Here is a 15,289-nt window from a genome sequence, read left to right on the forward strand (position 1 = left end):
TGAAATAACCCTTTCCTCAGACAATATCTTGATTCGATATCTCTAACCAGAATCCTTCTTTTTCCTCAGGTTTTTCTAGGGATATTTTTCCTAACTTTCCCTGTCGAAATTCATTTATCAGAGTTTTTGCGCTTCTGTCAATATCAAATACTCCACCCTCTACCAAGAAACCGCGATTTTGAGCTATTTTTTCTAGAATTTCCGCGGGCGTATTAGAATCAACTCCGTACCTATCCTTAAGAGCCTGAGGATAATTTACTAATAAATATTTTATAAGAATTAGCGAAAGTTTCTCGAAATCCAATAGTTCCTGTTTGATTGAGCCTAAAATTGCAAGTTTAATGCCTGCCGCTTTATCCTCGAATTTAGGCCATAAAATACCCGGCGTATCCAACAATTCCAAACTATCGTCTACTTTTAGCCACATTTTATTTCGAGTTACGCCCGGTGTATCCGCAGTTCTGGCACTTTTTCTTCCCGCCATCTGGTTGATTAAAGAAGATTTTCCGACATTAGGAATCCCAATAATCATACATCTTGTTGATCTTAGCATCGTTTTCTTCTTTGTATTTCTAAGCAAGTTATAAAGGTTTTTTAATTCTGATTTTTTTAGACTGTTTACAGCTATAGCTTTAACACCTTGCTTCTTAAAATATTTTATCCACATATCAGTAACTTTTTTATCTGCTAAATCAGCTTTGTTCATAATCATGATACTATTCTTGTTGCCTATTAAACTATCAATATCAGGAAGATGTGTGCTAAGCGGTGCCCGAGCATCAGTCAACTCCAATACAATGTCAACCAGCTTTAAATTATCCTTAATCATTTTTTTTGTTTTCGCCATATGGCCGGGATACCATTGAATATCCATAATATCCACCTCTGTGAAATAACAGAGGGACTGTTATCAGTCCCTCTCCTTTATCCTTGCAGCTTTACCTCTTAATTTTCGCATATAATAAAGTTTTGCTCGACGCACTTTACCCTTCTTTACAACTTCGATTCTATCGATTCGAGGTGAGTTTAACGGAAAAATTCTTTCAACTCCTACACCATAAGATATCTTACGAACTGTAAAAGTCTCTCTTAAACCGCCACCTTTTCTTGCAATAACAATTCCTTCAAAAACCTGAATTCGTTCACGGCCGCCTTCGACAACCTTAGTATATACACTAACGGTGTCCCCTGGCCTAAAATCAGGAATATCTTTCTTTATTTGTTCTTGTTCTACGGAAGTTAGTAAATCCATCTGCCTTCCCTCCTTCTGCGCTTTATTACGTATTTCAGAATAGTCACTACAACACAGCAAAACATATTATAACATAAAGGCTTTACCTTGGCAATCAACAACTTCTTTTGAACTTAGGAAAAAACAAGAAGTTTATTCTAAAAGTTTTTTATCCTCGTTCTTCAATTCTAATTTCTTAAATAAATCTGGCCTTTTTTCACGAGTTCTTTTTAATGCTTCTTTGCGCCTATAAATTTCAATTTCTTTGTGATTACCGGATAGGAGCACATCAGGGACTTTGAGATTCCTATAAATTTGCGGCCTTGTATATTGAGGATATTCCAAAAGCCCATTACAAAAAGACTCATCTTGCGGCGACTCACTGCTACCTAAAACACCTGGAACAAGTCTAATTACTGCATCTACAATAGCGAGAGCCGGAACTTCCCCACCTGTCAAAATGAAATCACCTATGGATATCTCATCAGTCACTATTGTTTTAACTCTTTCATCTATACCCTCATAATGTCCGCAAATAAAAACCAGATTTTCTTCCTTAGATAAATCTTGAGCTAAGGACTGATTGAATATTTTTCCCTGTGGAGAAAGTAAAATTATTTGGCGATTCTTAGTGTTTATTTTTTCATCTACATAATCTATCGCCTCGAAAATAGGTTCTGGTTTCATAACCATCCCACATCCGCCACCGTAAGGATAGTCATCCACTTTTCTATGTTTATCATGAGAAAAATCTCTTATGTCGATTAACTCAATTTTGACTAATCCTTTATCGCAAGCTCGCTTTATTATACTAACACTAAATGGGCTTTTGAAAAACTCAGGGAATAAAGTAAGGATATAAATATTTAACATTACAACATCCCCTCCAGCGGTCTGATTATCATAATGCCATTTTTTAAATCTACTTTTTTTACTACTTGTTTAATTGCTGGAATGAGGATTTCATTTTTATCTTTTGTTTCAACAACATATACATCATTAGCACCTGTTTGAATTACTTCTATAACAGTTCCTATATATGTATCAAATTCGTTGAAAACATGAAGACCTATGATGTCACATATAAAAAAACGATCCTCCGATAATTTTATAGCATCTTTCCTGTCAATATTAATATAATGTCCCTTTAAAGTATCTGCCTCTTCTTTCGAATTAATACATTCGAATTTTAAAACAGGAAAATACTCTCTTAAAAACATGACTGATTCAACCTTATAGGAAACAACTTGGCTTTTAAAGTCAATAAAAACTTCATTAAGTGTTTTAAATCTCTTTGGATTATCTGTTAAAGGTTCAACTTTCACTTGACCTCTAACACCCCAAGAAGATAGTATTTTACCTACAGTAATATACTGTTTTCCATTCAAGTCTATTCTCCTTCGGTTTGCAAAGGCTTTATCTGGAAGCATTTTTAATTACCTTTTCACCAAAAGACCATACACGCGGAAAGGGTTGGGTTACCCCACCCTCCCTGAAACTTATATAATCTCAACAACAACCCTCTTACCTTCCTTGGCAGCTGCTGCTTTAACGACAGTGCGTATCGCTTTAGCAATCCTTCCCTGTTTTCCAATAACCTTCCCCATATCTTCAGGATCTACTTTTAGTTCTAAAATAATGGACTGTTCACCTTCCACTTGATTTACAGTAACATTTTCAGGATGATCTACCAAGGCTTTTGCAATATATTCGACTAATTCTATCACGGATACTTCCTCCTTTAGGTTCCTAATAACCACTGATTTTATAGTGAATTAGCTTCGCTTTAAGACTCTTGTTCTATTGCTTTTTTATCAGGCAAAATTCCAAGATTTTTAAATAGGTATTTCACCGAATCAGTAGGGATAGCTCCTTTGTTTAGCCAATCAACAGCCTTTTCTTCATTAATCTTTATTTCTATTGGGTTTGTCAAAGGATTATAATAACCAATTTCTTCTATAAATCTACCATCTCTTGGCATGCGACTATCAGCCACTACCACTCTATAAAAGGGTTTTTTCTTGGCACCCATACGCTTTAATCTTATTTTAACAGCCATTGCTTCACCTCCTTTTAAAAATTAAAAAACGGTAATCGCTGTCTACTTCTTTTGCGACTCTTATCTGACCCTGCAAATTGTTTTATCATCTTTTTAGTTTGAGCGTACTGCTTTAGCAGTCTATTCACATCTTGAATTGCAGTTCCACTTCCGGCTGCAATACGCTTGCGGCGACTACCATTAATAATAGAAGGATTGCTTCGTTCTTCCAATGTCATTGAATTAATAATAGCCTCTACCCGACTGAGTTCTTTATCGTCAATCTCAACTCCCTTGAGCTTTTGTGGTGAAAAACCGGGTATCATATTTAATATTTGATCCAAAGAACCCATTTTTTTAACTTGTGATAACTGATCCATAAAATCATTTAAATCGAAGGATTGAGTTCTGAGTTTATCTTCCAGTTCTTGAGCCTTTTTTAAATCAAAATCTGCGGTTGCTTTCTCTATAAGTGTTAAGACATCACCCATCCCTAAAATCCTTGAAGCCATTCTTTCAGGGTGAAAAATTTCTAAATCATCAAGTTTTTCTCCCATTCCCACATATTTTATAGGACAACCAGTAACTGCTTTAACTGAAAGAGCTGCCCCACCACGACTATCGCCATCTAACTTCGTTAAAATTAAACCAGTCAGTTGCAGCCTGTTATTAAATTCTTCAGCTACATTTACCGCATCCTGACCAGTCATGCTGTCTACTACAAGCAATATCTCGCTGGGATTGATAGCATGACTGATATTGACAAGTTCATTCATTAAGTCGTCATCAACATGCAAACGTCCAGCTGTATCTATTATTACTACATCATGATTGTGTTTTTTTGCATAATCTATCGATGCCTTAGAGATATCAACGGGATCTTGTTGTCCCATAGTAAAAACAGGTAGACCTACTTTTTCTCCGACTATTTTAAGCTGCGTTATAGCCGCCGGACGATAAACATCGGCAGCTACTAAAAGAGGTTTTTTGCCACTCTTGGAAAGTAATTTGCCAAGTTTACCTGCAGTTGTAGTTTTTCCGGAGCCTTGAAGTCCAACCAGCATTATAATTGTAATCTCTTTTGAAAAATCTACCTTGCTCTGAGTAGAACCCATCAGCAACGTAAGCTCTTCATTAACGATTTTTATCACTTGCTGTGCCGGAGTCAAGCTTTCCATAACTTCCTGACCAATTGCTCGCTCAGTTATCTTGGAAATTAAATCCTTTACAACCTTAAAATTTACATCGGCTTCGAGCAACGCAAGCCGAACTTCTTTCATAGCTTGTTTAACATCAGCTTCAGATAGCTTGCCTTTTCCTCGAAGTTTCTTAAAAACATCATTTAATTTCTGGGTAAGGGACTCAAAAGCCAAGCCTATACACCACCTTCCTTCAACAGTGAAGAAACACGATTATAAACATCTCTGTATTTTTCTTTGTAACTAAGATCAAGCCCAGGCTCGATTTCTTTAAGAAGTATAAGTATTTCTTCAATCTCTTTTCTTTGTTGTATATGTTTTTTCACCATGCCGAGCTTTTCTTCAAAATTAACTAATGTTTCTTGAGAGCGGCGAAGGAGATCATGAACACCCTGTCGGGTTATACCAGTATTTTCTGCAATTTCGCCAAGTGATAAATCATTTAGGTAGTATTGCTCAAAGATATTTTTTTGTTTTTTTGTCAAAAAATCACCGTAGTAATCAAATAAGAGATTAAGTTTTGTAATATTATCCATATAATTCACCTGTAAAGCAATTATACTTTACAGGTGTTATTTTACATAAAAATCAAATGATAGTCAACTATTTTTTGAAATTAATTTTAAATCTCTCACAGAAACTTATATAAAATGCAAGTATCTTCCTTCCAGCAAACTTATTGCTAATCTTTATTTTTAACACACATAAATTACTTTCTAGGCAAATATGGCATCTACGAAATCCTGAGAGTTAAATTCATGCAAATCATTTATGCCTTCACCAACTCCGATATACCATACAGGTATCCCAAGCTCTGAAGCAATAGCAATAACGATCCCCCCTTTAGCCGTTCCATCTAGTTTCGTTAAAATTATTCCTGAGAAATTTACTGCTTCCTTAAACATCTTTGCTTGAATTAAAGCATTTTGCCCAGTAGTGGCATCCAAAACTATGAGACTTACAACATTGGCTTGTGGGTATTCTTTTTGACAAACCCTGTAGAGTTTTTTAAGTTCATCCATCAAATTCTTTTTCGTATGAAGTCGGCCTGCTGTATCACAAATAATCAAATCGGCCTTTCTAGCTTTTCCAGCTTGTAGCGCATCAAACAGTACCGATGCAGGATCAGCACCTTCTTGATGTTTGATTACGTCTACACCTACTCTCTGAGCCCATATTTCTAGTTGATCAATCGCCGCCGCTCTAAAAGTATCCGCAGCGGCTAAAATAACTTTCTTGCCTTGGTTTTTATATATGTTAGCCAATTTCCCTATGGAGGTAGTTTTGCCAACTCCATTAACTCCAACGACTAACATAACAGTTGGATATGTCAAAGATATATTTTCTTTTGGAAAAAGATCCATAATCTCTTCTTTTAAAACTGCTTTTAGTTCTTCAGCAGTAGTTATCTTCTTAGAATTTTCTTTTAATTTTTCTATAAGCATCTGAGTTGTACTGACGCCTACATCTGCTGAAATCAACAATTCTTCCAACTCTTCAAAGGTTTCTTCATCAATTTTTTTATTGAATTTTAATATATTATCAAATTTCTCGCTAAAACTCTCCCTAGTCTTACTTAAGCTTTGCTTTAATTTGTCAAAAAAAGCCATTGTGCTCACTCCATTTTTATTATTCCATTTTTACTGCTAAAACCTTTGAAACAGCATCATCTTCCATGGATATACCATATAGTGCATCTGCTATTTCCATAGTAGGCTTTCGATGTGTAATTATAATAAATTGAGTATGTTTTGATACTTTTTTAAGATATCTTGTAAAGCGAACAATATTAGCATCATCCAGTGCTGCCTCTATCTCATCTAATACACAAAAAGGTGTTGCTTTTGTGTTTAAAATAGCAAAAAGCAGAGCTATAGCGGTTAATGTTCTCTCGCCTCCGGACAAGAGTGAAATACTTTGGAGCTTTTTACCCGGCGGCTGGGCGCTAACTTCCACTCCGCACTCAAGTATGCTGCCTTCACCTTCAATAATTAGTTGTGCGCTGCCACCTTCAAAAAGTTCAAAAAATACTTTATTGAACTCTTTATTAACTTTTTCTATAGATGCTAAAAGCATATCCTCCATCGTATAGGTTATTTCTTTTATAAGATTGTCCAAGTCAATTTTAGCTTTTACTAAATCGTCCCGTTGTGATTTGAGAAAATCATAGCGTGTCTTTAAATTATCATAGTCTTCAATTGCTTGCATGTTTATTGGGCCAAGTGCTTCAATTTCACTTTTTAAAGATACTAACCTTTTTTTCATGTCATCTATACTACCAAATTCATCTTTTATTTTCAAGTTTTCGTAATCAGTAATTGAATATCTTTCATATAATTGATTTTTAATTTGATTTAATTCCGTAACTATTTTTGCTTCTTCTATACGACTATTTTGTAACGTTTTTTCCGTTTGATTATAGTCTTTCTCAAGCTGATTCAGGTTGGCTTGAACTTGGTTTATGTTAATTTTTATAATTTCTTTTTTTGCCCTTAAGGACTCAATAAGTTCTTGATATTCATGTTCCTTATTCGTTAGAACACTTATACTTTCTTTATATGCGGAAACCTTTTCATCTAATGATATAATTGTTTTGTTGTTTTCTTCCAGCTTTTCTTTAAGTTTCTTTATTTCATCTTTATAAACCGCAATTCCTTCCCTAATAGTTTGTAAACTTTGTATAACGCTTGTTTCTTCTTGATTATATGATGCTAATTTGATTTTTAATTTAGTTATTTTTTCAGATAGTATTTCTTTAATTTCCTTACTTTTATCTATATCTTTTTGTAAGTTTTTCACTTTAGATTGGCCGGATATATTCTGGCTATCTACATTTTTTATATCTGTTTCAATTGAAGAAACTTGAGACAATATTTCTTGAGTTTCAAATTCAATATGTAGTTTTTCTTCCATTAACTGTTTTTCTCGTTGATATCTCTCTTCCAAAATACCTTGTTTTTCCTGAAGCTGTTGATTGAAAACTGCTATCTTTGATTTTATAGAATATAAGTTGTTGGTTTTTTCTTCAAGCATTTTTTGCTTATCTTGAATTTCTTTTTTTAATTCTTGATTGGTCTGTTTTATTAGACTGAGCTGTTCTTCTAATTGAGCAATTTTCTGTTCAAATTCAATTAGTTGCCTTTTTCTTAAAAACAAAAAGTTTGATCTCTTTTGGCTCCCACCGGTTATAGAACCACCGGGGTTTAAAAGTTCACCTTGAATAGTAACGATTTTAAAACTAAAATTACACCGTCTTGCAATATATATAGCATCGTCCAAAGTATTTGACACTAACACTCTTCCCAGAAGAAATGCAATAACCGGATAATACTTATTATCAAATTTCACAAGGTTAATTGCCTCTGAAACGCGGCCTTTCGTCGACAATAAATTCAGCTCATTAGGTTCTATAATCCGTGGTTTTACAGCTGAAAGAGGCAAGAAAGTAACTCTACCGTAATCGTGTTTTTTCAAGTATTCTATAGCTTTTTTTGCATTCTCTTCATTTTCACAGATAATATTTTGCACAGCTGCACCTAAGGCAGTTTCAATTGCAACTTCATACTGTTGTTTTACCGAAATCACATCAGCTACTGTACCGTAAATACCATTGTCATTATATCGTTGATTTTTAAGAGCAAGTAACAGATTTTTTACTCCATACTGATAACCTTCATAGCTATCAGTAATTTCTTTCAGAGTATTTTTTTTTGAAAGAATAGTTGCTAAATCTTGTTGTTTTTGTGCTTTTATGTTTTCGCCATAATCAAATTCTACAATCTTTTGATCGAGAATTTCCTTTAGATTTTTTATATTTTGTTCGTATTCTTTAGATAAGCATTCTAAGCGAATTATTTCATCCTTAATATTTGAAACTTCTTTTAAGGTAATTGCATTTGCTTTATCCAATTCCAACTCCTCGTTTTGTATCTGATTTAATCGCTTTTCTAAAGTTAATTTCATACTATTAAGACCAGAAACCACATTCTTCTTTTCTGATACATAGTTCAGTAAATTAATCACATCACCCTTAGCATTTTCGATAAGTCTTTGCTTTTCATTAATTTCATCATTTACAGAAATTAGCTTTTTTTCATTTTGATTTATTGTATGTTTTAACTCATTAATAGCTTCTATCTTTTCTTCTAATTCATCAGATTTTAATTTTAGAGTTTCTTCAGCAGCCTGTAATTCATTTTTTTTCTTTTCTATGCTGTTAGATAAATCCTCATTTTCTTGCTGTATTCTGTTTCTTTCAGCAGTAACCAATTGAAAATCTCTTTCGATATCTTTCTTCTTGCTGTTTATCTCATAAAATTCTACTTGTGCTTTTTCATATGCTTCTTCAGTAGCACTTTGTTGTATTTTATACTCGCTTATTTGTTTTTTTGACGATTCAATATTATTACGCAACTGTGTTAATAATGTTTCTTTGTCTTCAAGTTTCTCCTTTATATATCTTATATGCTTCTCTCTACTGTTTACTTCAAATAAAAGTAAATTAATATCTATTTCTTTAAAAGCCGCAGCAAGTTCTTTATACTTCAGTGCCACATCTTTTTGAACAGCCAAAGGTTCCATCTGGTTTAAAAGTTCAGTAATGATATCATTAATCCTGGATATATTATCCATGGTTTCTTCCAGTCTTTTTTCTGCCTCTTTTTTTCTAATCCTGTATTTCACAATCCCTGCCGTTTCTTCGAAAATAGTTCGCCTTTCCTCTGCTTTACAGGTAAGCATTTCATCTATTTGTCCTTGACTAATTATAGAATAACCATCTTTCCCGACTCCAGAATCAACAAGTATTTCTTGAATGTCTTTTAATCTGCAAGGAGTCCGATTTAAGTAGAACTCGCTTTCGCCAGAACGAAAGGTCCGACGGACGAGATATATTTCAGAATAATCCAAAGGAATAAGATTATCAAAATTATCAATGGTTATAGCAACTTCAGCCATACCCATGGGCTTTTTCTTATTGCTCCCAGCAAATATTACATCCTCAAGCTTATATCCTCGTAATGTTTTTACACTCTGTTCTCCAAGCACCCATCGTATAGCATCGATTATATTGCTTTTTCCACTGCCGTTAGGGCCAACAATAGCATTAATTCCAGGTTGAAACTCCAAAATAACCCTATCAGCAAAAGATTTAAAGCCGTGAAGTTCGATTCTTTTTAGATACAAAGGCATCCCTCCTTACTTCTACAATTTTAACATAACCATTTAAAAAAAAGAACCAATAGGATTAATATTAACTTTAAACATAAAAATACCTGCCTTAAAAGACAGGTATTAGTTTAATAAGGTTTCTTCTATCGGGGTTCTACAATAAATTTTATAGCTGTTCTTTCCTCGCCATCGATATCGATTTCTGCAAAAGCCGGGATGGTAACAAGGTCAATTCCGTTTGGCGCAACAAAGCCTCTTGCAATGGCTATGGCCTTAACTGCTTGATTTACAGCTCCAGCCCCTACCGCTTGAAGCTCTGCCACACCATTTTCTCTTAAGACAGCTGCTAAAGCTCCTGCCACAGATTTAGGTTTTGATTGTGCTGATACTTTTAGTACTTCCATTCCATATATCCCCCTTAATCTAGCAATATTTATTATATTATATCATTTCAATATATATTCTATGATGGTTTCAAATTTCCTTCTTTTTGCAATATTATATTTTTATAGTTCATTATTCATTTTATATAAAGCCTCTTTTGCTGCATTCTGTTCTGCTTGCTTTTTGCTCTTGCCAATACCAGTACCTAAAACTTTATTTTTCCAGACAACCTCTACATAAAACAATTTATCATGGTCTGGTCCAGATTCTTTTACTACATTATAAATTATTTTATCCTCATTAAATTTTTGTAAGAGTTCCTGAAGGTCTGTTTTGTAATCTGTACCCCATTCGCCTTGGATAGCTTTAAAAATAATTGCTTCTAAATTTTTAATTATAAAATCATATGTGGTTTTATAGTTTTTATCAATATATATAGCTCCGATTAATGCTTCTAGTGTATCCGCAAGAATAGAAACTTTTTCTCGGCCACCAGTATTTTCTTCTCCTTTGCTAAGAATTAGATAATCTCCTAAAAAAAGTTGCCTCGCAATCTGGGCCAGACTTGACTCACAGACGGTAAATGCCCGAATTTTTGTCATTTGTCCTTCGGTAAGAAAGTCATAATGCCTATAAAGATACTCGCTTATTGATAATTCTAATACCGCATCACCAAGGAATTCTAATCTCTGATTATTTTCTTGATATGGTTTTTCTTTTTCATTAGTCAGGGAAGGGTGGATAAATGCTTGATTTAAGGTATTTAAATTACTAAACCGAATCCCAATATTTTCTTGTAAAATCATAAGTTGTTGGAGCCTTTTTTCATCTATACACATACTCTTACCTCATTTATATTTTTTAACTATTACACTGGCATTATGTCCTCCAAAACCCATTGAGTTTGATAAAGCTATATTTACAGTTCTATTTATCGCCTTATTTGGGACGTAATTTAAATCACATTCAGGGTCAGCATTATCGTAGTTAATTGTAGGAGGAATCTCGTCCTTAAAGCTTGCAAGAAGTGAAACAATAAATTCAACGGCACCTGCAGCTCCAAGTAGATGCCCAGTCATAGATTTTGTAGAACTTATGGCAAGTTTATATGCATGTTCACCAAATGCATTCTTTATAGCTAGGGTTTCAAATTTATCGTTTAATGGCGTTGAAGTGCCGTGCGCATTTATATAATCAACCTCATTAGGCAAAATCCCCGCATCCAGTATAGAGGCTTTCATCGCTCGAGCAGCTCCTTCACCATCCGGTGACGGTTGTGTCAAATGATATGCGTCTGCCGTTGACCCATAACCTATGATTTCACCATAAATCCTAGCATTTCTTTTTAACGCACTATCAAGCGTTTCCATTATTATTATTCCTGCACCTTCACCCATCACAAAACCATCTCTGTCCTTGTCGAAAGGTCGGCTAGCTTTACTGGGTTCATCATTTCTTGTTGATAGTGCCTTCATTGATGAAAATCCTGCAAGCGAAAGTCTTGTTATCGGTGCCTCAGTACCTCCTGATATCATTATGTCTGCATCACCTCTCTGCAAGACTTTAAAGGCCTCTCCTATAGCATTGGTACCAGAAGCGCAAGCCGTTACAACTGTAAAATTTGGCCCTTTTAAGTCAAATGCCATAGAAACCTGACCTGATGCCATGTTAATAATCATCATAGGAATGAAAAACGGACTGACACGTCTTGCACCCTTTTCTAAGAGCACACTATGCTGTTCTTCCCATGTTGTGGCACCACCAATTCCAGAACCTAATATAACACCCGCTCTTGTCCTGTCAATTTGCAAAAGATCCAATTTTGAATCTTCTAATGCCATTTTTGTTGCTGCAATTGCAAACTGTGTAAACCTATCCAACCTTTTAATTTCTTTCTTTTCAATATAATTCTCAGGGTTGAAATCTCTAACCTCTCCGGCTATATTAGTGGGCAAATCATCAGTATCAAAACTTGTAATTGTATCAATACCTGATTTGCCTTCTATAAGGGATTTCCAGAATTTATCCAGTCCAATCCCGACAGGTGATATCACACCCATTCCTGTTACTACTACTCGTTTCTTATCCATTCTAATCCTCCCAAAAGTTTACGATCTCTTAATTTTTATTTAAACGGGATGCTCCCGAATTTAGCGCTTAGTTAAAATACCTGCATTTAAATAATATAAAAACAAAGTCCCGTAAATGAAGCTACGGGACGTTTTAGTATTATGCGGAATGGTTTTTTATATAATCTATAACATTTTGTACAGTCTTTATTTTTTCCGCATCTTCATCAGGTATTTCTATATCGAATTCTTCTTCGAAAGCCATTATCAATTCAACAATATCAAGAGAGTCGGCTCCTAAATCATCAATAAATGAAGCATCTGGAACAACCTCATCCTCATCTATACTTAATTGATCCGCAATAATTTGTTTTATTTTATCTAATACCTCTGCATCCACTGTCTTTCACCTCCCTTCCCAGTTTCATGCCCTAGCGCTTTATTTATTTTATACCATTTTATAGTTTACTATAGAAATCAAAAATTTTAAATCAGCTTTCTATATAAAATAATACTTCTTAGCTAATCAATTATAAGGTCAAGCCGCCGTCAACAGCAATTACTTGGCCTGTTATGTAATCAGCTTTTTTTGATGCCAAAAAGGCTACAAGGTTAGCTACATCCTCAGGCATTCCCACTCTTTTTAAAGGTATATTTTTACCAATATCGGCATCTTTTTCAAGTAAAGAGAAGGTCATATCAGTTTTTATAAAGCCTGGTGCAACTGCATTTACCGTAATACCTCGGCTTCCTAATTCTTTTGCAAGGGATTTGGTAAAACCTATTATACCTGCCTTAGCTGCTGCATAATTAACCTGACCGGCATTGCCATAAATACCTACAATAGAGGAAATATTTATTATTTTTCCTTCTTTTTGTTTAACCATATATTTCGCACAGGCTTTTGAAGTATTAAAAACACCTTTTAGGTTTACATCAAGCACCTTATCCCAATCTTTTTCTGTCATTCTAAGAATTAAAGCATCTCTTGCAACACCTGCATTGTTAACTAAAATATCTATCTTCCCAAATTCATTATATACATCATCAACCATATTTACTACCTGGTCAAAACTAGATACATCAGCTTTATACATTTTAGCTTTTTTCCCTAGAAGCTCTATTTCATTTACTACCTGTGCTGCAGCCTTTTCGTCAGAAGAATAATTAACAATAACGTCAGCACCGCTTCTAGCCAATTCCAAGCAGATACTCCTTCCAATACCTCTTGAGCCGCCTGTAACCAAGCATACTTTATCTGTAATATCCATTGCTCAGCCTCCAAAATAATTAATCGTCTTATAGAGCGATTCTACATCTTCCACATTTAAAACTGTCAGGCTTTTATTTATTTTTTTCATAAATCCACTTAATACCCTACCCGGGCCTACCTCAATAAATATTTCAGCACCATAGTCTATCATACATCGAATACAGTCTTCCCAAAATACAGGAGAAAACACTTGCTTTATAAGTAGCTGTTTAATTTCACAGCTATTTCTAACAATCTCAGCATTAACATTTGAAACTACCGGAATTTTACCATCTATTATTTTAACTTTATCTAATTCATTTGCTAACTTATCAGCAGCTGGTTTAAGCAGACTGCAATGAAACGGCGCACTAACAGCAAGTATTACTGCTTTTTTTGCCCCTCTAGCTTTTGCTAGCTCAATTGCTTTCTTTACTGCTTTAACCTCACCGGCCAGAACTATCTGACCTGGACAATTGAAATTGGCTGCCTGGACTATTCCTTCCTCTGAAGCAATATCGCAAATTTGCAATACTTCTTCTCTTTCAAGGCCTAAAATAGCAGCCATAGTTCCTTCTCCAAGAGGTACCGCTTCTTGCATATATTTGCCACGTTTTTGCACTAATGGTACTGCTTGATTAAACTCTATAGACTCAGCGGCAACCAGTGCAGAATATTCACCGATGCTTAAACCTGCAACTATATCCGGCATAATCCCTTTATCTTTTAATATGGAAAAACATGCTATACTATGTGTTAAAATAGCCGGTTGTGTATTAATTGTTTCTTGTAATTTTTCATCCGGACCATTAAAGCATATCTCTGATATCTTTTCTCCCAAGGATTCATCAGCTTCATCAAATATTCTACGTGCTATAGGGAACTGATCATACAAATCTTTACCCATACCAACATTTTGTGCACCCTGCCCCGGGAAAATAAATGCTATCTTGCCCACGCGGTAACCTCCTTGTTAAATTAAATTATGTAGTCTTTTTACTAAATCTTCAGCATCCATAATAATATCTTTTATAATGTCCGCAGCAGGTTTTATATCCTTAATCAAACCGGAAATCTGGCCTGCCATTACAGAGCCATTATCAACATCTCCTTCAACAACTGCTAATCTGAGCTTACCACTGCCAAGTTCGTCTAATTCATCAATCGAAGCACATCTTTCTTCCAGTTCTTCGAAGCGATTGGTTAATTTATTTTTCAAAACTCTCACTGGATGCCCAGTAGTTTTTCCAGTTATTACCGTGCTTCTATCTTTTGCCTTAACTATTGCTTCTTTAAAATTTTTATTTGCTGTGCATTCTTTTGCACATACAAAGCGAGTACCCATTTGGACGCCTTCAGCACCCAAGGCCAAAGCAGCAACAAATCCTCTTGCATCTGCTATTCCGCCGGCTGCAATAACTGGTATTTTGACAGCATCAACTACCTGAGGAACCATCGCCATAGTAGTTAATTCGCCTATATGCCCGCCACATTCCATGCCTTCGGCAATTAAAGCATCTACGCCAGACTTTTCCAGCCTACGCGCCAACGCCACTGATGAAACAACCGGTATTACCTTGGTACCTGACTGTTTTAATCGAGAGATGTACTTGCCAGGATTTCCGGCACCTGTAGTTATTACTTGCACTCTTTCTTCCAAGATAACATTTATAACTTCATCGACATATGGCGACATAAAATAAACATTAACGCCAAAAGGTCTATCTGTAAGATTTTTAGTTTTTTTTATCTCATTTCTGACAAATTCAGGCGGAGCACTACCAGCTCCAATTATTCCAAGCCCTCCAGCATTTGACACTGCTGCTGCAAGTTCTGCCGTTGCTACCCAAGCCATGCCACCTTGTATTATGGGGTATTTGATATTCAGTAAATCGCAAACTCTAGTATCAAACATTTTATTTCCTCCTAGGCATCACAGCCGTTTCT

At 35.0% G+C, this 15,289-nt stretch carries 17 protein-coding genes; all 17 read right to left on the reverse strand.

Going from position 1 to position 15,289, the window contains the following annotated elements:
- Positions 1 to 16 precede the first annotated feature (16 nt).
- Positions 17 to 874, reverse strand: coding sequence for a ribosome biogenesis GTPase YlqF (gene ylqF, locus BUC45_RS11620; RefSeq protein WP_296972575.1), 858 nt, complete (start codon positions 872 to 874; stop codon positions 17 to 19).
- Positions 875 to 910: 36 nt separating this feature from the next.
- On the reverse strand, positions 911 to 1,252 hold the full coding sequence (rplS, locus tag BUC45_RS11625; protein WP_013778272.1) for a 50S ribosomal protein L19: 342 nt from the start codon (positions 1,250 to 1,252) through the stop codon (positions 911 to 913).
- Positions 1,253 to 1,384: 132 nt separating this feature from the next.
- Positions 1,385 to 2,104, reverse strand: a complete 720-nt coding sequence (gene trmD, locus BUC45_RS11630; RefSeq protein ID WP_296972519.1) for a tRNA (guanosine(37)-N1)-methyltransferase TrmD — start codon at positions 2,102 to 2,104, stop codon at positions 1,385 to 1,387.
- Positions 2,104 to 2,661: a ribosome maturation factor RimM gene (gene rimM, locus BUC45_RS11635; protein WP_296972521.1), complete on the reverse strand. Its 558-nt coding sequence runs from the start codon at positions 2,659 to 2,661 to the stop codon at positions 2,104 to 2,106. The genes trmD and rimM overlap by 1 nt, the downstream gene beginning before the upstream one ends.
- A gap of 69 nt (positions 2,662 to 2,730) precedes the next feature.
- Positions 2,731 to 2,958, reverse strand: a complete 228-nt coding sequence (locus tag BUC45_RS11640) for a KH domain-containing protein (protein ID WP_013778269.1) — start codon at positions 2,956 to 2,958, stop codon at positions 2,731 to 2,733.
- A 59-nt stretch (positions 2,959 to 3,017) separates the two neighbouring features.
- Complete coding sequence (rpsP, locus tag BUC45_RS11645) at positions 3,018 to 3,290, reverse strand: 30S ribosomal protein S16 (protein WP_296972523.1); 273 nt, start codon at positions 3,288 to 3,290, stop codon at positions 3,018 to 3,020.
- Between the two features lie 14 nt (positions 3,291 to 3,304).
- A complete protein-coding gene (gene ffh / locus BUC45_RS11650; RefSeq protein ID WP_296972525.1) occupies positions 3,305 to 4,642 on the reverse strand; it encodes a signal recognition particle protein in 1,338 nt (445 codons plus the stop codon).
- A gap of 2 nt (positions 4,643 to 4,644) precedes the next feature.
- On the reverse strand, positions 4,645 to 5,004 hold the full coding sequence (ylxM, locus tag BUC45_RS11655; RefSeq protein WP_296972526.1) for a YlxM family DNA-binding protein: 360 nt from the start codon (positions 5,002 to 5,004) through the stop codon (positions 4,645 to 4,647).
- Between the two features lie 180 nt (positions 5,005 to 5,184).
- Positions 5,185 to 6,078: a signal recognition particle-docking protein FtsY gene (gene ftsY, locus BUC45_RS11660; protein ID WP_296972528.1), complete on the reverse strand. Its 894-nt coding sequence runs from the start codon at positions 6,076 to 6,078 to the stop codon at positions 5,185 to 5,187.
- Between the two features lie 19 nt (positions 6,079 to 6,097).
- On the reverse strand, positions 6,098 to 9,652 hold the full coding sequence (gene smc, locus BUC45_RS11665; RefSeq protein WP_296972529.1) for a chromosome segregation protein SMC: 3,555 nt from the start codon (positions 9,650 to 9,652) through the stop codon (positions 6,098 to 6,100).
- A gap of 128 nt (positions 9,653 to 9,780) precedes the next feature.
- Positions 9,781 to 10,041 (reverse strand): stage V sporulation protein S, encoded by a 261-nt coding sequence (locus BUC45_RS11670; protein WP_013778263.1) that lies wholly within the window; start codon positions 10,039 to 10,041, stop codon positions 9,781 to 9,783.
- 102 nt (positions 10,042 to 10,143) lie between these two features.
- Positions 10,144 to 10,860, reverse strand: coding sequence for a ribonuclease III (gene rnc / locus BUC45_RS11675; protein WP_296972531.1), 717 nt, complete (start codon positions 10,858 to 10,860; stop codon positions 10,144 to 10,146).
- 9 nt (positions 10,861 to 10,869) lie between these two features.
- Positions 10,870 to 12,111, reverse strand: a complete 1,242-nt coding sequence (fabF, locus tag BUC45_RS11680) for a beta-ketoacyl-ACP synthase II (RefSeq protein WP_296972532.1) — start codon at positions 12,109 to 12,111, stop codon at positions 10,870 to 10,872.
- Positions 12,112 to 12,250: 139 nt separating this feature from the next.
- Positions 12,251 to 12,490, reverse strand: coding sequence for an acyl carrier protein (gene acpP / locus BUC45_RS11685; RefSeq protein ID WP_013778260.1), 240 nt, complete (start codon positions 12,488 to 12,490; stop codon positions 12,251 to 12,253).
- 130 nt (positions 12,491 to 12,620) lie between these two features.
- A complete protein-coding gene (gene fabG / locus BUC45_RS11690) occupies positions 12,621 to 13,361 on the reverse strand; it encodes a 3-oxoacyl-[acyl-carrier-protein] reductase (protein ID WP_296972533.1) in 741 nt (246 codons plus the stop codon).
- Positions 13,362 to 13,364: 3 nt separating this feature from the next.
- Positions 13,365 to 14,300, reverse strand: coding sequence for an ACP S-malonyltransferase (fabD, locus tag BUC45_RS11695; RefSeq protein ID WP_296972535.1), 936 nt, complete (start codon positions 14,298 to 14,300; stop codon positions 13,365 to 13,367).
- Between the two features lie 15 nt (positions 14,301 to 14,315).
- Positions 14,316 to 15,257 carry an enoyl-[acyl-carrier-protein] reductase FabK gene (fabK, locus tag BUC45_RS11700; RefSeq protein ID WP_296972536.1) on the reverse strand — a complete coding sequence of 314 codons (942 nt, stop codon included), beginning with the start codon at positions 15,255 to 15,257 and terminating at the stop codon, positions 14,316 to 14,318.
- Positions 15,258 to 15,289: the final 32 nt, after the last annotated feature.

The organism is Tepidanaerobacter sp. EBM-38 (genome assembly GCA_001896545.1).
Classification (GTDB): domain Bacteria; phylum Bacillota; class Thermosediminibacteria; order Thermosediminibacterales; family Tepidanaerobacteraceae; genus Tepidanaerobacter.